This window comes from Verrucomicrobiaceae bacterium (assembly GCA_016713035.1).
Lineage (GTDB): Bacteria > Verrucomicrobiota > Verrucomicrobiia > Verrucomicrobiales > Verrucomicrobiaceae > Prosthecobacter.
In genome coordinates this window covers 1347319-1370916 of record JADJPW010000001.1, presented here as the reverse complement: position 1 = coordinate 1370916, position 23598 = coordinate 1347319, and the positions used below count along the sequence as shown (strand labels likewise).

The following is a 23598-nucleotide window of genomic DNA, read 5'->3' as shown; positions in this document are numbered from 1 at the left end:
AAGGGTTCAAGGTTCAAACAGCGCGGCCACATCGTCATCCAGTGACGCCACCGGCACGCGGGCGAGGTCGTTCAGGTCTTTGCACAGCACGCCATCCGCTCCGGGGATGCCTGCCAGGTCGAAAACATCCACATCAGCCCCGGCGGCGGTCAGTTGATCCTGCCAGCGGGCGGCGGCTTCAAGGCCGGGCGCTTTGCCGTCTTCATGCGCGGCGTCTGCATGGGGAAAGATACGCACACGCTTCCCCGCAAAGAGCGGCAGTGCATCCGCCACGATCCGCGTGGAGGCCCCCAGCATCGCCACCGGCGCGACACGATCCGCACAGCCCAGCGCATGAGCCAGGTGCAGCACGGCGAGCATATCCGGCCCGCCCTCGCAGATGGCGATGAGCTGGGGTGGCTCTGGATATCCGGAGCCACCCGCCGAAAGCTCCACAGCTTCACCGATGCCCAGCGGCCAGCGAGCGCAGCACTTTGGCAGCGTCCATGCCTTGAACGTGGAGCCGTCTTGCCGCGTGAAGGGTTTTCCATCCAGCCTGCGCACTTGGCACAGCCAGCGGGCCACATCCGTCACAGCCCAGCAAGCCAAGCCGTGCCACTGGCACACCCACAGCAGGCCACGGGAAACGGCCATTTCCAGCGCAGCCAGGTCAAGGCCGCGAATCCGCGCAATCGCTCTCAGATGCCCGTCACGCGGCGCATGCAGCGCGGGAAGCTCCGGCTTGGCTGACAAAGGCGGTAGAGTCTCTGGAGGTCGCTGCGCAGGCATGCGGGCGCGGTGGCGGTCGTCGTCGCATTCCTCGGGGCGGATGCGTGCCAGCTCGATAAACAGGCGGCAGGCGTCTTGAGGTGAAAGCCCTTCCACCTTCGCGAGGATGGCCGGTGCATCCAGCGTCTCGCCGGTGGCATGGTCGAACATCAAGAGGCCATCCGCATACACACTGCCAGAGGGCGATTTATCAGCCCGATACGGCACACGGCACGAACGCCCCGGCTCCCATTGCCAGCCTCGCAGCGCGGCGAGGTCTGGAATCGTCAGCCGTTGCTTGGCGAGTTCGAGCCGTGTCATGCTGCGCCCTCCTTTTGGTCCACCCCTCCCGGATTTCCGGTAGGGGGAGTCTCTTTTTTCTGGTTGCCACCAGAGTGCAGGCGTCTGCGTTCCTCCCCCGGAATGATCGCCATGTGGCGATCATTGAAAAGCAGCGCCTCGAATGCCTCAAACTCGGCAGCGGGCGCGGTCATCACCTTAGCCAGGTCATCGGCAGAGGCGGGCAAGGCATCTAGCCGGGCCGCAAGGCCCCGCAGATGCGCCGCAAAGGCCGCCATCGCCTCCGGGGAGGCAAAGGCGCACATCAGCGGCAAGACACGCAGAAAGGCCATTTCCTGCGATTCCAAGCCAGGCGCTTTGATCCGGGTCGCCGTAGCCTCCAGATGCTCTGCCAGCTCCTCACACGCGGCAGCGAAGGCACGGGCATCTTGTAGGATGTCGGCAAGGGTCGCACTCACAGCAGCGCCTCCATTCCATCAAAGGCGCTGGGACGTGTGCTAAACCGCAGCTCTGTTTCGGCCTCGATCTCGCGGGCAAAGGCGGGAAGCCAAGAGCGGCAGCACTTTAGGCCGTAGAGTTCCGCAGCGAGGCCATAGGCCGTGTGAATGTCGCACTCGACAAGGAACGCGGCCTTGATGGCGCGGGCCGCCTTGATAAGCGCGGGCTTCACATCCGGGCGGGATAACTTGAACGCCTCGAATGCCTTTACCGGTGGAGGCTCACCGGGAAGCAATGGCGACTCCGCACTCATACCAGCGCCTCACTTTCCATGCGCTCGATCTCCTCAAGCGGAATGCGAATAAGGGTAGGAGAGAAAACCCGCACTTTAAAACGGCCCTCCGCACGCCATCGGCGGAGCGTCATTGTAGAGATGCCCAAACGGGCGGAGGCTTGCTGATAGGTTAGCGAGCGGGTTTCAGCGACGGTTTCAGATGGTGGGGGTGGTGTATGCGGATTCATGGGCTACACCAGCCCCGCCGTGTCAAACGTGCTCCTGATAACGCTACGGTTATCAGGGTAACGTCACCCCTTCCAGCCAGGACGGTAGCCAGCTCACTCCGACGTTGCGATAAAAGTAGGATTCATCAGGATTTTTCCAACACCACGAACCTCGACAGCCCAAGGCACCGCTGGTCGCGGCAGTGGCTTTCCAGCAAGCTCGTCAACATCCATCAAGCCATGATCATGAAAGGAGAAATAGCGCCTGGAACCATCACCTAGAATAATGTGATCCATGAAGCCTATCCCCATAATCTTTGCCACGCTACGCATGTTTTTCGTCACCTCTCTATCAGGCTGACTTGGCGACGGATCGCCACTCGGGTGATTGTGCATCAGCACGAACGAAGAAGCGGCGCAAAGAATCAACGGGCGCATGACTTCACGAGCACCGCAATACACACCGCACACGTCGCCGATGGAGACAAGATGCCAGCCAATCGCTTTCATCCGGCGGTTAAAGGCCACTACAACCATGTTTTCCTTGTCCGAGTGGATGAAAGGACTCGGAGCTATCACTTTGCGCCAATAACGCTCAAGGCAGCGCGATGTTTGTGGTAGCAGAAATGGAGCCTCCGCTACTTTCTCCACACGAAAGCACCCCAGGCCGGACAGTTTAATGGTTTTCGATTTCATGCGGTTTTGCGTTCGGGTTCGTGTGATCCGGCCATCCGTTTATTGTGTTCTCGCAACATGCTCCCGACAGAGCGAGCTGATAGAACGCGCCATCCCTCAAGTCGAAACCCAATCCGCTCGATAACCTCACGATGAGGAAGCAATAACTGCCTCGCTTCCAGCAACCACCTCTGAAGCGAGGTCATGGCATCATCGCAAACCATATCGCCGTCATCCTTCATTCGGAGGCGTAGGCGCGGGCAACGCTCTAGAATCTTTAGGGCACTGTCCAAATCGTCATAATTCTCCGCTTCCCATGTGACACAACCGTCGTCAGGTAGATAACCACGCTCCACCTCCCAAGCGGGTCCAGCCAGAAGAACTAACAGTGCATCGTCGGGGTTTGCAGGTCTCCCGGTGCCTTCGCAAAGCCCGCCCGTTTCTGTGAGCATCACACTGGTTGCCGGAAGATGAAACATGCGAATCCAACGCATCACTGCATGCGCAGCCTCGTGCTCTGCCACCATCCAATCCGGGAATACATATTGAGTTGTTCTCATGCGGTTTTGCGTTCGGGTTCGTGTGATCTGGCCAGATGCACCGGCGCGGGAAAAGGAGTGATGTTCGATGCTGGCTCATCATTCGCCGGCGAAAGCGTGAGCAGGCCGCCCAAGCCCACTGTGACGCGGCTTTTTTTATCGACGTAGTGAGCACTCGTCAGCTTGATGTCTGAGTGACGAAGGAAGCGCGAGGCCGCAAAGATACCGTGCTTATCCGCTACCACGGAACCAGCCTCTTTCCGCAGCTCATGCAGCGCCTTGTCAGCCGTGACGCCATGCTCACGAAGCCAGCGGGTAAGCGCAGCGAAGGTGCGGTTTGCACGGTAATGGCGCTGGTTCGCATCCGTCAACGGGGCCACACGGGAGCGCAGCACATACAGGCCGGGTTCCTTCGCACGCCATCCGCGCATCATGGCGATCACTTCCGCATCCAACTCTACGGCTCCTTTGCTCGTCTCGCACTTCGGCGAAAAGTGCTCGTGCTCCTCAATCCGCAGCACACCAGCGGCGAAGTCCACCGATGCCCAGCGCAGCTTATCCACTTCATTCCTGCGCAGGCCCGCGAACATCAGCAGCACAAAAGCTTTCCACAGCTCCAGTTTCGTAGCATCGCCCCCCAGCTCCTCACGCGCCGCTGCGATCAATGCGCCCGTGTCGATTTTCGATTCATAGCGCATACTCTGCCGCTCGAAAAACTCCACCTCTGAAAAGGGATTGGCCGGGAGGATCAAAGCGCGGTCAAGATGGCGGAGCACTTTCCGGGCAAAGAGGCAGGCCGCCTTACGGATCACGCTATTGATCGTCACCTTCGCGGCCCGCTGCGCAGCCATGTTTGCACCTACCTTTTTCAGCGTGGCGAGTCTCCATGCATGCACCGCATCCGGCGTGAGGCAGGAAAGCGGCAGCACGTCCACCTTGTCACGCCAAGCCTTTGCACCGCCACTGCGGCCTCCCCATTTGGTGCGATCATCACGCCTCACGCCTGCCACATCGGCCACAATCTGCCGTAGAGCCCCGGCATATTCCCAGAGCGTCACAGGCCGCGCCGTGGAGACAGCAAAGGCCGCCGTGATGAACTCGCCCACAGTGGCCGCCTTCGGAGCCTGGACAGGCTTTGGTTTGCACTTCTCCAAAACGGCATCCCATCCCAGGCTCATAAGGGTGCGGTAGATGTCCGCTGCCTTCTGCGCCGCTGCCGCCTGATTCCCCGTGCGTAGGTTCAGCGTCTCCCGCCGTCCCGCGTGCTCGATCTTCATGCACCAGTGAAGACTCTCGCGGAGCTGGCCTTTGTAGGTGTAGGAGTTGCGATAAATGCGAGTCCGCCAGTAGCGTGCATCCGACTTTGCATACCTGACTTGTGCGGGAAATCCGTTGTTTTTATCGGTGGTCATTTTTTGGACGAAATTGAAACGGTTTAGATGTTCATGCCTGATATGGACTGAGCGTGTCAAAGCGGGTGCTGGATTATTGTTTTTCAGACTTGCGAACGTGGGCCATCTCAGGGGCAATCAGCCCCTATCAGGCGCAATCGTCCAATTTCGCTTTTCTAATCCGTCGGTCGCAGGTTCGATCCCTGCCGGGTGCGCTTCGGTTGGCTGTACCATCAGACAGCCCGCGTGATTTCGCGGAATTCCATTTTCCGAATGAGGGTTTCCCGGCTTGAATCTGGGTGCTTATGATGTTCCGCACGCTTTTTGCCACCTCCCTGCTCCTGACACACGCGCTCCTGGCTGCTACTTGGCCGCATGAGGGCTCTGATTTGAAACCGGATGCCAAGATCACTTTTGGCACGCTGGAAAATGGTCTGCGCTACCTCGTGCTGCCGAATGCGGAGCCTCCGGGCCGCGCTAGCCTGCGCATCTACATGGATGTGGGCTCTCTCATGGAAGAGGATGACCAGCAGGGCATGGCGCACTTTTTGGAGCACATGGCCTTCAATGGCTCGAAGCACTTCAAGGGCGGCGAGATGGTGGACTTCTTCCAGCGCCTGGGCATGGGAGTCGGTGCGGATACGAATGCGCACACTTCCTTCAAAGAGACGGTGTACATGCTGGAGCTGCCCAAGGTGGATACCAAATACCTCGATGAGGGCCTGAAGCTCTTCCGCGACAATCTCGATGGCATGCTGCTGGGTGAAGAGGAGATCAATAAAGAGCGCGGCATCATCCTCAGCGAAAAGCTCAGCCGGGATAGCATCGACTACCGCACCATGCTGGCGGGCTACCGCTTTGCGCTGCCAGACTCGCTACTGCCGAAGCGCCTGCCCATCGGCATCGAACAAACGCTGAAGACGATGGGGCGGCAACGCTTTGTGGACTTCTACAAAAAGTGGTACACGCCAGATCGTGCCACACTGGTGGCGGTGGGGGATTTCCCAGATGCTGCTGCGGTGGCTAAAGAGATCGCGAAGCACTTCGGTGATGCCAAGGCACCCGCCAAACGTGCGGAAGATCCATCCCTGGGCAAAATCAGCAGTGGGCATGGCCTCATCGCCACAATGCACACGGAGATGGAGGCGCAGGCGCTGACTCTTTCTATCGAACGCCTCGTCCCCGCTGCGAAGGAGCCGGATACCACGGCAGATCGCCGCAAGAAGCTGGTGAGCAATCTGGCCGATGCGATGATCAATCAGCGCCTCTCCAAGCTGGCGAAGGCGGAGGGTGCACCGATCATGGGCGCAGAGAGTTATAGCTACGAGCAGTTCGACTTTGTCCGCACCGTCGGCATCCAGGCGCAATGTGACCCGAAGAACTGGAAGGCCGCACTCGCCCTCATCGAAACAGAAATCCGCCGCGCTATCGAGCATGGTTTTACCGACACTGAATTTGATGAAGCCAAGGCGCAGACTCTCCAGGGGGCAAAGCTCCGCGCTGACCAGGCAGAAAGCCGTAAGTCACGTGATCTGGCCAGCGTGATGGTCAGCCAGCTCGCGGCTGGTCGAGTCATCACACATCCGCGTGACGATCTGGCCCGCGTGGCCAAGACGATCCAGACCGTGAGCAAAGAGGATTGCCATGCCGCCTTGAAAGCAGAGTGGAAGGGCGAGGACATCCAAGTCTTCGTCGGAGGGAATCTGAAGCTGGATGGCGATGCCGCGAAGCAAATCATCGCCGTCTATAATGAAAGCCACGCCAAGGAAGTCACTCCGCCTGCAAAAGAAGAGAAGATCGCCTTCTTCTACACGGACTTTGGCCCCCCAGGAAAGATCGTCTCCAAAAAAGAGGCCAAAGATCTCGAAGTGCAGCAGGCCGTCTTTGAAAATGGCGTGCGACTGAACTTCAAGCACACGGAGTTTGAAAAAGGCACTCTACGCGTGCTGGTGAATTTCGGCGGTGGGAAGCTCACCGTGCCTGCGGCAAAGCCTGGGCTGCTGGTCTATGCCGGATCGACTTTCCAGGCCGGTGGATTGGAGCGCCATAGTGTGGATGAGCTGCGCCGCATCTTTGCAGGGCAGACCGTGAGCGCGGATTTCAGCATCGGCGATGAGGCCTTCCTACTCGCAGGCCGCACCACCCCTGCCGATCTGCGTGCTCAGTGCCAGCTCCTCGCTGCCTACCTGATCCGTCCTGGTTATCGCGAGGAGGCGCATCGCCAGTTCGCCAAGGGCATCGATCCGCTCTACACGCAGCTCCAGCACACCGCTGAAGGCGTGATGAATGACAAAGTGATGGCATTCATGCACGGTGGTGACTCACGCTGGGGCTTCCCAGCGAAGGAGGAGCTCACTGCACGGAATCTCGAGGAAGTCCGCGCTTGGCTCACGCCAGAGCTCACCGAGGGCTTTATGGAGGTCACCGTGCTCGGCGACACCGACTTCGAAAAAGCCGTCGAAGATGTCGCATGGACCTTCGGCACCATGCCGAAGCGCTCGGACAAAAAGCCCACGTATGAAAAGCAGCGCCAGATCACCATGCCTGCACCCGCAGACAGCAAAGACTTCCACTTTGATACGGAGATACCGAAGGCCATCGCCACCATCTACTGGCCTACGACAGATATGTTCAGCGACATCCAGCGCACCCGCCGCCTCATGCTCCTGGGGGCCATCCTCGATGATCGCCTCCGCGTGAAAATCCGTGAGGAGCTGGCAGATACCTACAGCCCCGCTTGCTACCACTTAGCCAGCGATACTTTCACCGGCTACGGCCACGTCGTAGTGATGATCGAGTGCAAGCCTGAGCAGGTGGAAAAGCTCGCCAAGCTCAGCATCCAGATCGCCAATGATCTGGCTACTGGTGAAATCAGTGATGATGAGTTCGAGCGTGCGCTCAAGCCCATGACAGCGCAGATCGAGCAGACTCGCCGCGATAATCGCTACTGGTCCAGTACCGTCCTGCGTGCCTCCCAGGAGCATCCACAGCGCCTGGATTGGGCTCGCAGCTTCGTCAGCGACATCTCTGGCATCAAAAAGGCCGACATCATCCCGCTGGCCAAAAATACCTCGGCAAAGCCCGCGCCATCACCGCCAACATCATCCCAAATACCAAGGGTGAAGCTGCCCCTGACGCCGCTGGTGCCAAAGAGGCTCCAAAAAGCGAAAAAGCCGAAAAAACCACCGCCGCGCCTCCTAGCTCCGCGCAGTCTGCTCCAGCCGAGGAAGTGAAAAAGCCCCTCGAAATCAAAAAAGCCAAGAAAGCCCGCTAGTCATCCGTCTCGCTCCATCATGCGCCTCCTGCCTCTTTTCCTCGCCGCCCTCGGTTTGACCTCCTTGCTCGCACAAACTGCCCCCGAGCAGAAAGTCGATGCCCAGGCACAGATCGAAGAGGCCAAAAAGCTCATCAAGCAGACCTCGCCCGGCGTCTTTGACCTCGGAGGCATCCAGATCACCGTGGCCACCCGCGAGCTGCGTGTGCCCTGCAACATCCTCCACCAAAAACTCCCCATCGAATACGCTCTCTGCCATGAAGCGGGAGAAAAAGTCCACGAGACCATCCTGCAGACCACTGCACGGCCTATTCACCTCCAACTCGCCTTATTGTTGGCCAATTACCAACCCGCCACGCAGGGCATCCTGGAAAAACTCCCCGCCCAGGAGGAACGCCCCTGGAAGGAAGACACCGTGCCCGCCACCCCGCGTGCGAACCGTCTCGCCATCCATTGTGAGTGGAAGGAGGGCGATGCCGTGAAGCGTGTGCCGCTGTCTGATTTCATCCAGGACATCGACAAGCGCCGCGTCCCGCCTGATCTCAGTGAATGGGTCTTCAATGGCTCACAGATCGACGAGCGAGGCTTCGTCGCGGAGGCCACGGGGAATTTCATCTCCGTCTATGTCGATCCCGGTGCCGTCATCAATTCCCCCGCCGCAGGCAATCACCGTGACGACCTGTGGATCAGCATGCCCGCCAACATCCCTGCGGAGGAAACCAAGGTCACGCTCATCATCACTCCGGCAAAGTAAGCTCCATGCGTCGTATGCTTTGGCCCTTCATCATCCTGATCGTCGCCGTCGCTGGATGGTACCTTTATGAAGGCAGTTGGGACCGGAGCCTCTTCACGGATGGTTGCAGAAACATCAACGCCATCGAAGCCAATGTCTGGCTCCGCGAGCATCCAGAGACTCAGGTGCTCGATGTACGTTCCGCCAGCGAGTTCGCAGGCGGTGCACTGCCGAAAGCGGTGAACATCTCCATCGGAGATGCAGCCTTTGAGAGTAAAGTATCCGCGCTGGACAGCGCGAAGCCCGTCCTGGTCTATTGTGCAGGTGGCTTTCGTAGCCGCAAAGCCGCCGCGAAGCTGAAGGAGCTCGGTTTTCAAAACATCCAGCACATCCACCGCGGCTACATGTCGTGGAAGCCGGATACGTGATCTGTCGGAATCAGTGCACCGGAGGTTGCGGCGGTGGCATCATGGGCGGCGGCTGCATCATCGGTGGTGGAGGCGGAGTGCTAAAATTTGGCTGCTGCTGCTGCGGTGGGGCTGGGGCATAGCTCGCTGGTGCTGGTGGAGCGCTGTAACTGGCCTGTGGCATCGGCGCAGCACCTGCGGGCAGCTTCTTGGCACTGACGGTGACATCCGCCATCTGCGAAGGTGCGATGCCTAGGTACTCTGCCGCAGCTCGGGAGACATTGATGATGCGTCCGGGGTAGCTTGGGAAGCGGTCATTGACGACGAGGTTCACCGCACGGCCATTGAAGTTGTTCTTCACCTTCACCATGGTGCCAAAAGGCAGCGTATGATGGGCTGCTGTCCAGCCGTAGGGATTGTAGGGCTCGCCAGAGGTGGTGCGTTTCCCCGCATATTGATCTGCGATGTAAGATGCCCAACCACGCTCCTTGTAAGCCTGCGAGCAGCTCGCTAGCAGCAGCGCCGCCGTGATGGCAAAGAGGATGGAACGATCATTTTTCATGGGAGTCTTCTTACGCGAACTAACGCCTGCTTCCTGATTTGTGAAACTGGATTTCACATGGTGTTCATTAGCCCTTGCGATAGTGTGAGACGATCTTGTGACGTGAGAAAAACTTTCTTCAAAATCACCGCCGCTTGCTTCTTGCTGGGACTTCCGATTCTTTGGTTATTGGCCTGCCAAATGGCTTGTTCGGAGGTCATCTCGCCGCCTCGTAGGCCGTTGCAGCTCTATCATCTGGATATTCTGAGTGACCCGGTCGGTCACGGCATGCACCTAACGGCGTGGACTTTACCTGACGGCACGCCTTGCCTATTTGGTGCCCCATCGGAGCGAGTCGGCAGGCGCGGAGAAGTCCTGCGTGGACAGCTCCAATCACGCGGTCACGCCCTGCGACCTGCTGGGCAGTGCGTGGGCACGGTGGTGCTCATCCACGGCAGGCGCGGGCGAAAAGAAGACCTCCTGCCCTTAGCTGAACGATTCTGTGCAGTAGGTCTGCGCTGTGTGATGCCTGATCTACCCGCCCATGGTGACCATCCAGGTCTGATCGCCACCTACGGCATCCGTGAAGCAGAAATACCCGCGTTGGCGCTGCGTGATGCAGAGAAGAAATTCCGTTTTCATGAAGCGAATGCCTTTCTTTGGGGCATTTCGATGGGCGGCGCAGTCTGTGTGCGATCGGCTGCTTCTAGCCCATCGGCATGGAAGGCTGTCGTACTCGTATCCACCTTCGATTCTTTGGGGAAGACATTAGAAAACCAAGCGCAGGAGCGGGTGGGGAGCAGCCTCGGTAAATCTGGTTCACTGGCTTGGCTCAGGACTTTCAGCGGCATACGCAGCATGCTCTGACCGAAGTGGATTCCTGCGTTTTGGCATCGCGACTTCGGTGTCCAGTATTGATGGCTCACGGTAACGCAGATGGAGTGATTTCCGTGGATCAGGGGCGTGCTCTTTTTGCCGCGCTGCCATCAACATTGGAGAAAAAGTGGATTGAAGTGCCCGGAGCGGATCATCATGACGTGTTGGTGACAGATTTTCCGCTCTACGCCACCTGTGCGGACTGGTTCCTGCGACATTTGTGATGATGTGCAGAAAAAGCGTTGCACGCAGGGCCGCATCGCGGATTCTCCGCCGGCCGAAGCTCATGCATGCCTGAGTGGCGGAATTGGTAGACGCGCCAGACTTAGGATCTGGTTGAGAAATCAGTGCAGGTTCGAGTCCTGTCTCAGGCACCACGGGGTTTTCGATTAGAAATCGCGAAATCATCCGAGCGCTCAAGGACATTCCGCTCCTCCACCCCAGCTAGTTCCAAGGCATTCTCTTCTACCAGCGTGCTTGAGACTTTGGTCATCGGATATGCCCCCCCCGATGGAGAAAAAGCGGGGGGGCGGAAAAAGCGGGTAACATCTGTCTTGGAAAAGCGCAGATGCTGCCATGAACACATCCATTCATACTGTCTTCCTCCTGGGTCTGGCGCTCGTTTTACAGGCTCTGTCGCTTCAGGCCGGAAGTCCGCAAACGATCGACTTTCCTGCCATTCCTGACAAGCTGTCCACGGATGCTCCCTTTGCCCTGGTAGCGGCGGCATCCAGCGGGCTGCCGATCAGTTACGCGCTGGCCAGCGCGGGAGGTGTGGCGGCCGTGTCAGGTAGCGCTTTGACGCTGACGGGTGTAGCGGGAGCGGTGACAGTGAAGGCTAGCCAGCCGGGCAATGGCACCTACGATCCTGCGGCGGTGGTGTATCGCACGTTCTTGGTGGTGGATGCAGCGCAGCGGTTTGTGAAGATCTCCATGGCGGCGATGGCCTCTCACATCGCTGGCATCCTTTCGGATGGCATGCTGTGGGCCTGGGGAGACAATAGCTACGGCAAGGTGGGCGAGGTAAATAAAGGTGACGCGCTCTTGGGTGAGGGGATTAAATCTTCAACAATCAATTTAACCACCTGTCTGGCATCTTTTGGTGTAATTGTGGCTATCATTGTCAGTGATTGGTTGGTTGTTTATTTGTGCTGCCTGATTACGTCGCGTGGGAAAAAGCACAGATACTCTGGCATGAAATCGCGCCTCCTAACCGCCGCTGTTTTGCTGCTGATCGCAATGCCCCATGCCGCCGCTGGCGAGCCAGAGGTGCCGACGCAGCCACAGATGCAGCCAATTCGCATGGATCAGCTCGGCGCGGAGGCGCAGAAGCAGTATGCGGGGGATGGCATCAGCATCACTCCGACAAAGGATGGGGCCAGCCTGAAAGCCGTCATGCAGGACTTGGAGGCGGAGGCCACGCGTGAGGGTTTGTGGCTGATGTCCACTTCTGACGAGGATGCGGGGAAGCCGAACCGTTTCCGCATCAAGGCTCTTGAGATAGGGGGAGAAGGAAGCAAAGACGCTCCACGCCGTCTTGCGGATCATGGGACCGTCCGCGCCACTCAGGAAGTGGTGGCCTGGCTTCGTCCTGGGCTGGTGGAGGAATATAGCGTGAGTGCGGATGGCGTGCGGCAGGACTTCATCATCCTGGAGCGTCCGGCGATTGCGGGCGCGCTTCGGGTTGCGCTCGAGGTCACTGGTGCGCAAGCGCAGACCGCGCGGGATGGAGCTAATCTGACTGTTGATGCCACTCGCCGCGAACTGGCTTACAACAGGCTGCGAGTGACCGACGCGAAAGGAAAGGAACTCACAGCCCGAATGGAAGTGCCAGCGCCAAATCGCCTGCACATCACGGTGGATGACTCTGTCGCCATATATCCCATCCGCATTGATCCGACATTCAGTGATGCGGATTGGACGAGCTTGAATCCCGACATCCAAGGCGCAAACGGCACCGTTTATGCTCTCACGGTGGACGCAGGCAGCAGCCTTTATATAGGCGGAGACTTCACATTCATCGGCAGTCTGGCGGCCAATCGCATCGCGAAATGGAACGGCAGTGCATGGTCGGCTCTTGGTTCTGGGATGAACACCACGGTTCGTGCGCTTGCCGTTAGCGGCGGCACCATTTACGCAGGAGGAGATTTCACGACGGCGGGCGGGGTGGCGGCCAGTCGCATTGCAAAATGGAACGGCAGTGCATGGTCAGCATTTGGTTCTGGAGCAAACAACACAGTTCGCGCTTTGACTGTAAGTGGCAGCGATCTTTACGTTGCAGGAGATTTCACCATTTTAGATGGGACCGCATATAATCGCATTGCAAAGTGGAATGGCAGTGCGTGGTCCGCGCTTGTCTCTGGAACAAACAACATAGTCCGCGCGTTGATTGTCAGCGGTACCACTCTCTACGCTGGAGGAGATTTTACCAGTACAGGCGGGGTGACAACCAATCGCGTTGCAAAATGGGACGGCAGTGTTTGGTCGGCCCTAGGCTCTGGAATGAACGGCTCAGTAAATGCATTCGCACTTCAAAACAGCATTCTCTTTGTCGGCGGAAGTTTCAACACAGCAGGCGGGCTGGATGCGAATCGAGTTGCCCGCTGGGATGGCACGACTTGGTCTGCGCTGGAGTCCGGGGTAAGTAATACCGTGCATTCGTTAGTGTATACTGGCGGCTCTCTTTATGTGGGAGGTACGTTCACTTCACCCAATCGTGGTATTGCCAAGTGGGATGGGGCTAGCTGGGGAGGTATTCATGAGTTGAGTGGGGGAACGGTGTATGCACTTGCCGTGTTCGGTGGCAAAGTCCATGCCGGTGGAGATTTCACCTACACTCCCACAGGGCCGGCATATCGCCTCGCACAATGGAATAATTTCCCGGGCAGCCGCTGGGAAATAGTCGGGTTAACAATGAACGGTTACATCAATTCGCTGGCCTTGAGCGGCAGCACACTTTACGCTGGCGGGACTTTTACCACAGCAGGCGGACAAGAGGTTAATCGCGTCGCACGGTGGAATGGAAGTTCATGGTCAGCTCTCGGCACGGGGGTAAACGGCACTGTACATGCGTTGGTAATTAGTGGTAGTGAGGTTTACGCCGGGGGGGAATTCAGCAGCGCCGGGGGAGTTTTGGCAAATCGCGTTGCCAAGTGGAATGGTAGTTCGTGGTCGGCACTGAGCACAGGGATGAATAACACGGTCTATGCGCTTGTTGGGAGCAGCAGCAATCTCTACGCAGGAGGGGCATTCACCAATGCTGGAGGATTCGGAGCCGATTATATTGCCAGATGGAACGGCAGCACCTGGTCAGAACCCGGTGGAGGAGTGGGCTATTGGGTTTATGCCCTGGCCGTAAACGGCACTGATCTTTATGCCGGAGGAGATTTCACAACGGCGGGCGGACAGCAGGCCAACCGCGTCGCTCTGTGGAACGGCAGCACTTGGTCCGCTCTCGGCGCAGGTGTGAGCAGTGGCTCTGTGCGGGCACTGGTCTCCAGCGGCGGGAGTCTTTACGTTGGGGGAAGTTTCACCAGTGCAGGTGGCGTTACAGTGAATCGAGTTGCAAAGTGGACCACGTCGACAGGAGGAGGGACTTGGCAGGGACTTAACGGCTCAGGCAATTATGTTGGGACCGATGGCGTAGTGAATGCGTTGGCCGTGAGCAATGATAATGTTTATGTTGGAGGGAACTTCACGAGCGCCAGTGGAGTCAATGATGCCCGTTACGTCGCAAAGTGGAGCGGAGGTATTTGGTCCGTCTTGGGGGCGGGAGTGAATGGCGCGGTCCATTCACTAGTGATAAGCGGCACCAATCTTTACGCCGGAGGGCAATTTTACACAGCTGGTGGCAAAGTTTCAAACTATGCCGCCAATGCCAATATCGGCCAGCCCAGACCCATTCTCACGCTAGGTGCCGCCTCCTCCATTTATGGCACTCGTGCCACTGTTCATGGGGCCGCCAATCCCAATGATGCCGCGACCACGGCGCGATTCGAGTATGGACTCACCACTGCTTATGGCAGCATTGTAAACGTCACTTTGTCACCAAACAATGGTGGCGTACCTCAGAATGTGAGCGCGAACCTCACCGGCTTGACTGTGAATATGGTTTATTACTATAGGCTCACGGCCACCAATTCCGGGGGCACGGCAAGCACGACAGGTGGTTCCTTCACCACAGCCTATGCACCTGAGATTGGTGTGGAACAACCGGCAGGCACCTCGCTGGTCGATGGTAGCACAAGTGTGAGTTTTGGATCTGTGGCGACAGTAACCAGCGACACCCGAACTTTCACTGTCCGCAACACTGGGGATGGCAACTTGAACCTCGGCAGCATCAGCTTCAGTGGAGGCAACAGCACCGACTTCAGCGTCACCTCACCTCCGGCAGCAACGGTGGCTCCGGGTGCTTCAACCACATTTACCGTTGCGTTTGCCCCGCCCATGCTTGGACCGCGCGCAACTACGCTGCGGATCCCAAGCAATGACGTTGATGAAAACCCCTTTGAGATCACGCTCAATGGAATTGGCTTGGCACCTGAGATTGGAGTTGAACATCCCGTGGGAACCAATCTTGCAGACGGCGCTGCGGCAGTGGGCTTTGGTAGTATCGAAATCGGAAACAACGCCACGCGGACATTCACAATAAACAATACTGGAAATGACGCGTTGACCACTATCGCGGTAACATTTAATGGCGGGAATGCGGGTGACTTCGTGGTAACGGCACCTTCCCCGTCAAGTCTGGCAGTTTCTGGGGCAGCCTCTTTCACAGTCTCCTTTGCTCCAACCGCTTTGGGGGCACGCGCGACTACCATGAGGGTCGCGAGCAATGATTCGGATGAGAATCCCTTCGACATCATTCTGAATGGCACTGGCACCACTCCAGAGATCGCTGTTGAGCAACCCGTCGGAACAAATCTCACTGATGGAATTTCGAGCAGCAATTTTGGGGGCAGTCTGGTTGGTAGTAGTGTTGCGCTTAATTTTGTGGTGCTGAATACAGGCTCAGGGAACCTCTTCGGACTTTCGGCCACTGTGAGCGGCAACAACGCCAGTGACTTTAGCGTGATCGAACAGCCCGCGAACTTATTGCAGCTCGGACAAAGCACGGCCTTGACTGTACAGTTTACGCCATCCGCTATAGGTCCACGCACGGCGCTGCTTCGGATCGCAAGCAATGACCTGGATGAAAACCCCTTCGACATTACACTCAACGGCACTGGCACCGTGCCGGAGATCGTGGTGGAGTATGCTGGGAATGGTCTGACGGATGGAGTGTCCGACGTGAGTCTTGGGAGCGCCGAGTTGACTTCGGATGCGGCTTACACTTTCACGATCCGCAATACCGGAGGAGCATCGCTGACGGGAGTGAATTTCAGCATCAGCGGCGGTGATGTCGTGGATTTCAGCCGCTTGCAGTTGCCATCCGGAACAATTTCACCCGGCTCATCCACGACTTTTCGTGTGTCGTTCACGCCCACTGCTCTGGGCACTAGGACAACCACTATTCTGGTCTCGAGCAGTGATTCCGATGAGAACCCATTCGGCATCACGCTTACCGGCACCGGCATTCCAGCCACGCCAGAGATCGGTATCCAGCAGCCTGCGGGAACCAATCTGGTGGATGGTGTGACGACGGTTGATTTCGGACTTCTAGAGCCGGGGTCTCCATCAGTTACGAAACCATTCACCATCCAAAGCCTCGGTTATGCTGATCTTGACGACCTGATTGTGACCATCAGCGGGACGAACTCAGCGGACTTTGAGTTAAACTCGTCCGGGGTGCCCTCCACGCTGCCACGGGTGAATGGCAGCGCGGGTTTCACAGTGAGCTATGCGCCTGCGGCCACAGGCCCTCGCAGTGCCACGCTGCACATCGCGAGCAATGACACAGACGAGAATCCCTTTGATATTCCGATCACTGGCTACGGCGCACCACAGGCGGCGGTGAGTGATCTGACTGTGAACGAGAACGATGGCACAGCGCAGGTGGTGGTGACGCTAAATCAGGCGACATCGGCGGATACGATGATCGACTGGTCCACCAGCTCCGGGAGCGCCTCAAGCGGATCGGACTACACGCACGCCAGCGGAACGCTGACCATTCCGGCGGGACAACTGAGCGGCAACATACCGGTGACACTGATCAACAATACGGTGCCCGAGCTGGATGAGTATTTTTTGGTAAGCCTGACCAGCGCCCCTAACACGATCATCACGGATAGCAGTGCAACAGTGACGGTGATCGATGATGACCTAGTGAGGCTGGACTGGGATGACGGGCAGACAGACCTGGGGACGAGCACGTATCACTCGCTGGTGACGGCGGCGGGGAGCTACTATTTCCGCATCCAGACGCAGCCGACGGTGCAGGGCGGGTGGCGCACGAGCCTGCGAGTGGCGGCGGGGGAGGCGAATCTGTATCTGCGCAAGTCGGACTTTCCCACGACGTCAAACTACGATCATCGCTCCAACTTGGCGGGATCGGATGGACTGGTGCTGCGGCCGGAGCAGTATGTGGAGAATGATGTCTGGTACGGACTGGTGGAGGTGACGAGCGCGGGGAGTTGGAGCCTGACGAGCGGGGAGATCTACGTGGAGAACTTGGGGCCATTACCATTCACGGACACGGACAGTGACAATGTGTATGACATTGGAGAGGAGGTGACTGGCTCGGGCGGGTCACGGACGCTACCACCGGAGGGGGTGCGATTTTTTCGCCAAGCGGTGCCAGCGGGGGCACCTGCCTGGGCGCTGTGGCTGAATGGTGGGCCGCGCTCGGTCGCGCTGCGGCGCGGACAGGTGCCGCATCAGCCGACAGTGGCTCCATCTTACTCGGGTGTGTATGACCTGCTGCAAGAGCGGCAGATGCTGGTGGTACCGCCGTATCTGGGGAGCGGGATGGAGACGTATTTCCTGAGCGTTTCCGGTAATCCCGGCGAGGTGGTGAACCTGGATTCGCGCATCCAGGTGGTGGAGACGCTGACCTTTGACCAGGCGGGGGTGGCGGTGAACACGACGCCTGCCGGGGCGACGGGCGGTCGCACGAGCGCCCCCTACCGCAGCTACCGGGTGACGGTGGAGAATAACACGCTGGCCTGGGATGTGGCGGTGACGCCGAGCTCTGGGGATGCGCAGGTGGCGGTGGGAACCTTGAACTCGGACAGCTCCGGCTCCGTGGTGAGTGGGGTGCCGAATGAATTCTACAATACGGCCTTTTCTGAGGCGGTGGGTGCGGTGACGGACAGTGTCACGCTGGTGCCGCAGACGCTGACGGACGGGACGTGGTTCATCACGGTGTATGGCGCGGGTGCTTTCACCGCGACACTGAAGCAGGGACATCCCGAGGTGACGACGATCCCGTTTTATAGCGCGAACGCTGCGGATGTGACGAACGACCTGACGAACCGCGCCGGCTGGCGGTACTATCAGGTGCGGGACATTCTCTCGCAGGTGGGCACGCTGGGCTGGGAACTGCAACTAAGCAATCAGGTGGGCGGATCGGAGATCGCGCTGCGACGCAATGCGGTGCCAGGGCGGTGGAGCTACCGCTGGGGGGCCACGGCGCAGAGTTCAAGCACGGGGTTTACTGAGGGGCATGTGGACCACAGCAGCACGAACGGCCTGCTCCAGCGTCCGGGGCATCAGTCGGACATCTGGTATGTCGGGGTGTATTCGCCGCTGCAGGCGCTGGGCGCTTTCACGCTGACGCGGCGGGAGATCGAGCCGCCGGGGCTGGCCTTTGACGGCGCGGCGGAGGCGGTGAGCGGGCATGCCTTGGACACCTGGAGGTACTTCCGTATCGACGTGCCTGCGGCGGCGGATGTGCTGGGCTGGGATCTGCGGCTGACGAACATCACGGCGGGCAGCCCGCAACTGGTGGTGGCGCGCGATGTGCTGCCGCTGAGCAACGGGACATCCGGCGGTCTCACGAGCAACTCGTCGTGGAGCAGCGGTCAGCAATGGGCGGCAAGCCGGGACTGGACGGGCGGCAGCGCGGAAAGGATTGTGGTCTCGATGGGGCGGCCCTTGCAGCCGGGGACATATTATGTCGGTGTGCTGGCGCAGGGTTCTGGAGCCAATGGCTATACGATCCAAAGCCGAGCGATCGGCCGCAATGGGAGCGGGCGTGCTATCCAAACTCTGCCGGATGTGACCTTTGCTGGTGGCAGTGCGCCGCTGACGAATCTCGTCAGCCGTGAGCCGGCGTATTTCAAGGTGAGCGTGCCTGCCGGGGCGGCATCCTGGCAGGTGAAGCTAACGCCCTCCAGCGGGGAGATGATGCTGGTGGTGCTGAAGGGTGTGCTGCCCAACAGCGATGCGGGACTTAGCGGCAAATGCGGCATCGTGATGCAGAGGACGGGACATGAGTTTTACCACCTTTTCCCGGGTATTGGGGAGACAACGATCCCCGATGGCGACTATTACTTTGCAGCGGTGGGCGAGACAGGAACGGCAAGCGCTGTCTTTCAAAGTGTCGGTGTGATGCCAGTCGCGAATCTGGGCAATGCCAGCACCACGCCCGTCAGCACGGCGGTGAGCGTGGCTCCGGGTGAGGTGACAATGTATCAATTCGCCGTGCCCGCAGGCGCGGCGGGTTTGGAGGTGAAACTGAGCAATGTTACCGGTCAGCCCGGATTCACGCTCCTGGAGGGTGCGGCCATCCCATCTCCGTATTCGTTTTATGTCGGAGATTCGTACGGCTACGAAGGAGGGGCCAGTTGGAACGGATCAGGTCAGTCTGGCAGCATCTACACGCGCATTTTGAATTTCCCGGTGGCGGCTACCACGTACACCGTGGCGATACGCGGTGCGCACAGCATTGCAGGAAACTCCACGGCGAATCTGGTCTTCCGCACGCTACCCGTAGAGCCGCTGGCTTTCAATGGCGGGTCGATCTCGGTCACGAACCAGGAGGCTGGAACTTGGCGACTTTTCCAAACCACGGTGCCAACCAGCGCCAACCTGCTGGGCTGGGATGTGTGGATCAAGAACGTGACGGGCGGTGATCCGGAACTCATGGTGGCCCGGGATACGCTGCCCCAAGGCTCAGGTAGTTCAAGCCTGCCGTATGGAAGCACCTGGTCGCCAGGAGCAGAGTGGCCGGTGAGCGCGGACTGGACGCACCGAAGCTATGATCCGCCAAGCTCACGCTCTGTGGAGCAGCAGCGCATGGTGGCATCCATGGGACGACCGCTGGAACCTGGCACTTATTATGTGGCGGTGCGATTGAGCGGCAGCAGCGCGAGTTACAACTTGCAAAGCCGGGGCATCGGCCAGCCGGGCAGCGGCATGAACGTCGAACTGGCTGGTACGGTGGCCTTCAACGGCGGAAGCACGACCGTCACCAATCTAGCGCCTCGCGAGGCTGCCTATGTGAAGGTCACAGTCCCTGCCGGGCAACCATCGTGGCAGGTAAAGCTGACGCCGAGCGCGGGTGAGATGATGTTCGCGCTGGCCAGGGGCGCGATCCCGAACAGCTACGCGGGTCAGCGTGGTTTTGAGAGCGGGTCCATCGAAAGAGCGGGCATAACCGCACTGAAACAAGGCGATGATTTGTTTCATCTGTTTCCAACGACGGGCACCACGATACCTAGCGGCGACTATAATTTTGCGATCATCAGCGAGGGCACAGCCCCAGCCAACGGCTCGACAGTCGGCACGGGCACATCATCGGCACTCTTTCAGAGCCTCGGACCCATTCCCGTGACATCCCTCGGCACAGCGAGCACGACCCCGACAACGACGGCCGTAAGCCTAGTGGGCGGGCAGGTGAAGCTTTATCAATTCGATATCGAGGCAGGAACGCCTGCTTTTGAGATTCGACTCACCAACCGAGAAGGGAACCCGGGTTATGCGCTTATTCGGGGGAGCAGTTTACCGGTGCCTTTCATGCAAAGCTCCGGCGATGTTTATGGATTCGAAGGTGGAGAATGGGGCGGGGTGATGGGTACCGGCATCTATACGCTGCCCAATCCACCAGCAGGCACTTACACCATGAGCATGAGAGCAGGGCCGGACACGGGAGGCTATCCAGCAGCCTCTGCCAATATCGTGTTCAAAGCGCTGCCGGTCTCAGATATCTCCTTTGACGGCTCCTCCACGGTTGTGAGCGACCAAGAGCCGACCACTTGGAGATACTTCCGCGTGACAGTGCCCTCTGGCGTATTGGGCTGGGACCTCTGGCTGAAAAATCTCTCTGGAAGTGCCACGCTGGAGGTGAGGCGCGATCTAATGCCGGGCGACAACTTCGCCAGCGTTGTGTCGCTCTCGGACTCGCAATGGCCCTCAGGCCATTACCTCCACGCAGGATTGGATTGGACCGGCTATTCGTTGCAGTCGGACGGTTCATCTTATCAGGATCGTCGCATGGTGGCGGCGATGGGCCGGCCACTGGAGCCGGGAACCTATTGCATCGGAGTGCGTGCCGATGGGGCATCCGCAACGAGTTATACGCTGCAAAGTCGTGGCATTGGCGAGGCGGGCAGCGGTCTTGAAATTGAGGTTGCAGACACTGTGGCGTTCGCTGGCGGATCAGCCAGCGCCCCCGGGATTCCACCGCGTGAGGCTGCCTATTTCAAAGTAACTGTGCCGCCGGGCCAGCCTTCCTGGCAAGTGCGGCTCCAGCCTACGCAGGGCGACATGATGCTGGCGGGCCGCTTGGGCGGCATCCCCAACAATGCTTACTTGCCTAGTGGGGTAGGAGATGGCGGTGGTATCAAGCTGAAGAAGGTAGGCGAGGAATGGTATCACCTCTTCCCGACATCGGGTCAGAGCACCATCACTCCTGGCGACTATTACTTTGCCGTGATCAGCGAGGGCGCTGGGCCCGTCAATGGACAGATCGGCACAGGAGTGGTCTCAGGCGTGATTACCAGTTTGGGTGCGATGCCTGTCACGTCACTGGGGCCGATTAGCACCGCGGGTGTGACCAGCGCCGTGAGTCTGGCAGGCGGCGAAGTGAGGCATTATTCCTTTGATGTGCCCGCAGGCACTGTAGCGTTTGACCTCCTATTGGAGAACCGAGTGGGCAATCTCCTGTATGCCATCAAACAAGGTTCCGCCATCCTGAGGCCTCCAAAGGCCTCCCCTACTGACAATTATGGTTTCGAGGGCGGAGTCTCCCCGGTGGCGGAAGGTGCCGGTGTCTATACACTGAACAACCCAACGCCTGGTATTTACACCATCAGCCTCCGGGCAGCCAGCCCGCTTGATCCTGCGACTGGTGATCTGGTGATCCGGCAGAAGGTGCTGCGCACACTGAACTTTACGGAGAGCCTCAACGGGAACGGTCAAAGCCACACCGACACGCGCTCGCTCCTCGACGGAGAGAGCACGCTTTATGCCGTGGATGTGCCGATGGTCCTATCGAGCAATAACGTCATTGGATGGCGGCTCGATGTTAATGCGCTACTCGGCAATCCCACGTTGCGCATTTTTCCAGATCTCAACCAGCCTGGCACCAACGCCATCACCGTGACCAACCGCAGCGCGATCCTGGTGCCGCCGTATCTCACGCCGGGAACCCGCTGGTATGTCGAGGTGATCGGTGGCGGCTTCACCGAGTATCAGATCACCAGCTCTAATATCACGCGGCGCAATGTGGCACCGTGGCAGATGCCGCTGACCTTCAACACGCAGTTTGGTGACTCAGCGGACGTGGACATCGGCGAAGACGAATGGCATTTCTACGCGGTGGATGTGCCCGGCGGGAACTTGGGGCTGATGCGCACCGTGCTCGAAGCTCCAAACGGTGATCCGCAACTCTACATCCGCGAAGATGGAGTGCCCACACTCTCCCACCAGCGCAATGGCAGTACCGGAGGAACTTTGGTTGACCGGGAACTTGATGGTGGTGGAACTGAATACGGTAACTGGGTGCCGCTCAATGGACGCACAGAGAAGCAATTGCGTTCTGGGCGCTGGTATCTGGGCGTGAAGGCACAAAGCAGCCATGCGCGCTACCGCTTGCTCGTTTCGACGGGCGTGGTCGCCGACCTCGCGCTGGTCGGAGGTAATCTTACCTCGCAGGTCCAGGCTGGCGGGGACTGGCGCTATTACCGCTTCACTGTTCCAGAGGATGCGCCACTGAGCTGGACCCTGAGCTTCGGCCAGCAGATGGGTGATGTGGTCATGCATTTACGCGACACTGTTCCGCCGGGACATGATGATCGAAGCTCCAATTCGCAATTTGATATCCTCAATGCCTATGACGACAGCAAAAATCAGGGCCCCTATTCTGACGCAGGTTACGATTATGCGGGTAGCTATGATTTCATTCTTCCGCCTCTGCGCCCCGGCCATACTTACTTTGCCGGTTTCAGAGCCAAAGACGACTCTAGGTTTTCCATCACCTCGGCCACGGCAAGTGAAAGTGTGGGCGTGTTGCCGGAATTACCATTTATGGGGGGCAGTGACACTCCGTCCATTCCGGCGGGTGGGCACGTGACCTATCTGGTGCGAGTCCCTGCTGACGCGATGAGGTGGAAACATTCGATTTCCCGACCTGCGGGGGTGGAGTTGCGAATTGAAAATGGAACTATTCCCTTGGCGACGGGAACTAATGTTCATTATCTGGAAACGACACCAGGAAACCAACTCGATCAAATTCTGGGGAGTTGGCCTTGGTTGGCTGGCCACACCTATTATTTGACTTTGATTAACACATCCACCTTCTCCCAAACTGTTCCCATTCAAATCGGAGATTTGCCAGGTGGGCAGTCCTTCGCCACGGCCGTAGCTGCAGCAGGACTGAGTGGCGCGGACGCGACTTTTGACGCAACACCCCACAACGACGGCGTGGAGAACCTGCTCAAATATGCCTTCAATATGAACTTAGGCGGCCCGGATGCCACAACGATGTCTCTCAATGGCACCAGTGGCCTGCCGGCTATCACCGTGCATCCAAACGGCATCAATAGCATCTTCCGCTATGAGTTCCTACGCCGGAAGAACAGCAATCTGATCTACACGCCACAGAAATCTGGAGAGCTGACCAATCCCGCCTCCTGGACACCGTTGACGGATACCCCCATCGCTATCCCCATCGACGCAACCTGGGAGCGTGTGATCTACGAAGAGACTTATGACGCCACGATCACTCTGAAGTGTTTTGGCCGTGTGCAGGTGACACTTGCTCCATGAAGTAAGAACATCACCCTCCATTGTCAG

Annotated in this window: 12 protein-coding genes and 1 tRNA gene; 6 read left to right on the top strand and 7 right to left on the bottom strand. The window is 58.6% G+C overall.

Annotated elements, in window-relative coordinates:
• Nucleotides 1-6 precede the first annotated feature (6 nt).
• The 6 genes from IPK32_05875 to IPK32_05850 all read right to left on the bottom strand — a co-directional run bounded on the left by IPK32_05875 (nt 7) and on the right by IPK32_05850 (nt 4612).
• Nucleotides 7-1068, bottom strand: a complete 1062-nt coding sequence (locus IPK32_05875) for a hypothetical protein (GenBank protein ID MBK8091517.1) — start codon at nt 1066-1068, stop codon at nt 7-9.
• Complete coding sequence (locus tag IPK32_05870; GenBank protein ID MBK8091516.1) at nt 1065-1505, bottom strand: hypothetical protein; 441 nt, start codon at nt 1503-1505, stop codon at nt 1065-1067. Before IPK32_05870 ends, IPK32_05875 begins: the two co-directional genes overlap by 4 nt.
• A complete protein-coding gene (locus tag IPK32_05865) occupies nt 1502-1717 on the bottom strand; it encodes a hypothetical protein (protein MBK8091515.1) in 216 nt (71 codons plus the stop codon). The genes IPK32_05870 and IPK32_05865 overlap by 4 nt, the downstream gene beginning before the upstream one ends.
• A 77-nt stretch (nt 1718-1794) precedes the next feature.
• Nucleotides 1795-2007 carry a helix-turn-helix domain-containing protein gene (locus IPK32_05860; GenBank protein ID MBK8091514.1) on the bottom strand — a complete coding sequence of 71 codons (213 nt, stop codon included), beginning with the start codon at nt 2005-2007 and terminating at the stop codon, nt 1795-1797.
• 93 nt (nt 2008-2100) lie between these two features.
• Nucleotides 2101-2682, bottom strand: a complete 582-nt coding sequence (locus IPK32_05855) for a JAB domain-containing protein (GenBank protein ID MBK8091513.1) — start codon at nt 2680-2682, stop codon at nt 2101-2103.
• Nucleotides 2683-3217: 535 nt separating this feature from the next.
• Nucleotides 3218-4612, bottom strand: coding sequence for a tyrosine-type recombinase/integrase (locus IPK32_05850; GenBank protein ID MBK8091512.1), 1395 nt, complete (start codon nt 4610-4612; stop codon nt 3218-3220).
• Nucleotides 4613-4896: 284 nt separating this feature from the next.
• On the opposite strand from IPK32_05850, the gene IPK32_05845 reads away from it, so the two are divergent.
• The 3 genes from IPK32_05845 to IPK32_05835 are packed head-to-tail and all read left to right on the top strand — an operon-like array spanning nt 4897 to nt 9026.
• Complete coding sequence (locus IPK32_05845) at nt 4897-7824, top strand: insulinase family protein (GenBank protein ID MBK8091511.1); 2928 nt, start codon at nt 4897-4899, stop codon at nt 7822-7824.
• A gap of 60 nt (nt 7825-7884) precedes the next feature.
• Nucleotides 7885-8619, top strand: a complete 735-nt coding sequence (locus IPK32_05840) for a hypothetical protein (protein MBK8091510.1) — start codon at nt 7885-7887, stop codon at nt 8617-8619.
• A 14-nt stretch (nt 8620-8633) separates the two neighbouring features.
• Nucleotides 8634-9026: a rhodanese-like domain-containing protein gene (locus IPK32_05835; protein MBK8091509.1), complete on the top strand. Its 393-nt coding sequence runs from the start codon at nt 8634-8636 to the stop codon at nt 9024-9026.
• A gap of 10 nt (nt 9027-9036) precedes the next feature.
• Here IPK32_05835 and IPK32_05830 read toward each other — a convergent pair whose 3' ends face one another.
• Nucleotides 9037-9567 (bottom strand): septal ring lytic transglycosylase RlpA family protein, encoded by a 531-nt coding sequence (locus IPK32_05830; protein MBK8091508.1) that lies wholly within the window; start codon nt 9565-9567, stop codon nt 9037-9039.
• Nucleotides 9568-9669: 102 nt separating this feature from the next.
• Between IPK32_05830 and IPK32_05825 the strand changes: the two genes are divergently transcribed.
• The 3 genes from IPK32_05825 (at nt 9670) to IPK32_05815 (ending at nt 23571) form a co-directional block, all read left to right on the top strand.
• A complete protein-coding gene (locus IPK32_05825) occupies nt 9670-10413 on the top strand; it encodes an alpha/beta fold hydrolase (GenBank protein ID MBK8091507.1) in 744 nt (247 codons plus the stop codon).
• Nucleotides 10414-10714: 301 nt separating this feature from the next.
• Nucleotides 10715-10799, top strand: a tRNA-Leu gene (locus IPK32_05820).
• 199 nt (nt 10800-10998) lie between these two features.
• Nucleotides 10999-23571: a choice-of-anchor D domain-containing protein gene (locus IPK32_05815; protein ID MBK8091506.1), complete on the top strand. Its 12573-nt coding sequence runs from the start codon at nt 10999-11001 to the stop codon at nt 23569-23571.
• Nucleotides 23572-23598 lie beyond the last annotated feature (27 nt).

Coding starts and splice junctions, on each gene's coding strand:
- IPK32_05875 (MBK8091517.1), bottom strand. CDS start 1,068: ATGACACGGCTCGAACTCGCCAAGCAACGGCTGACGATTCCAGACCTC.
- IPK32_05860 (MBK8091514.1), bottom strand. CDS start 2,007: ATGAATCCGCATACACCACCCCCACCATCTGAAACCGTCGCTGAAACC.
- IPK32_05855 (MBK8091513.1), bottom strand. CDS start 2,682: ATGAAATCGAAAACCATTAAACTGTCCGGCCTGGGGTGCTTTCGTGTG.
- IPK32_05850 (MBK8091512.1), bottom strand. CDS start 4,612: ATGACCACCGATAAAAACAACGGATTTCCCGCACAAGTCAGGTATGCA.
- IPK32_05845 (MBK8091511.1), top strand. CDS start 4,897: ATGATGTTCCGCACGCTTTTTGCCACCTCCCTGCTCCTGACACACGCG.
- IPK32_05840 (MBK8091510.1), top strand. CDS start 7,885: ATGCGCCTCCTGCCTCTTTTCCTCGCCGCCCTCGGTTTGACCTCCTTG.
- IPK32_05835 (MBK8091509.1), top strand. CDS start 8,634: ATGCTTTGGCCCTTCATCATCCTGATCGTCGCCGTCGCTGGATGGTAC.
- IPK32_05830 (MBK8091508.1), bottom strand. CDS start 9,567: ATGAAAAATGATCGTTCCATCCTCTTTGCCATCACGGCGGCGCTGCTG.
- IPK32_05815 (MBK8091506.1), top strand. CDS start 10,999: ATGAACACATCCATTCATACTGTCTTCCTCCTGGGTCTGGCGCTCGTT.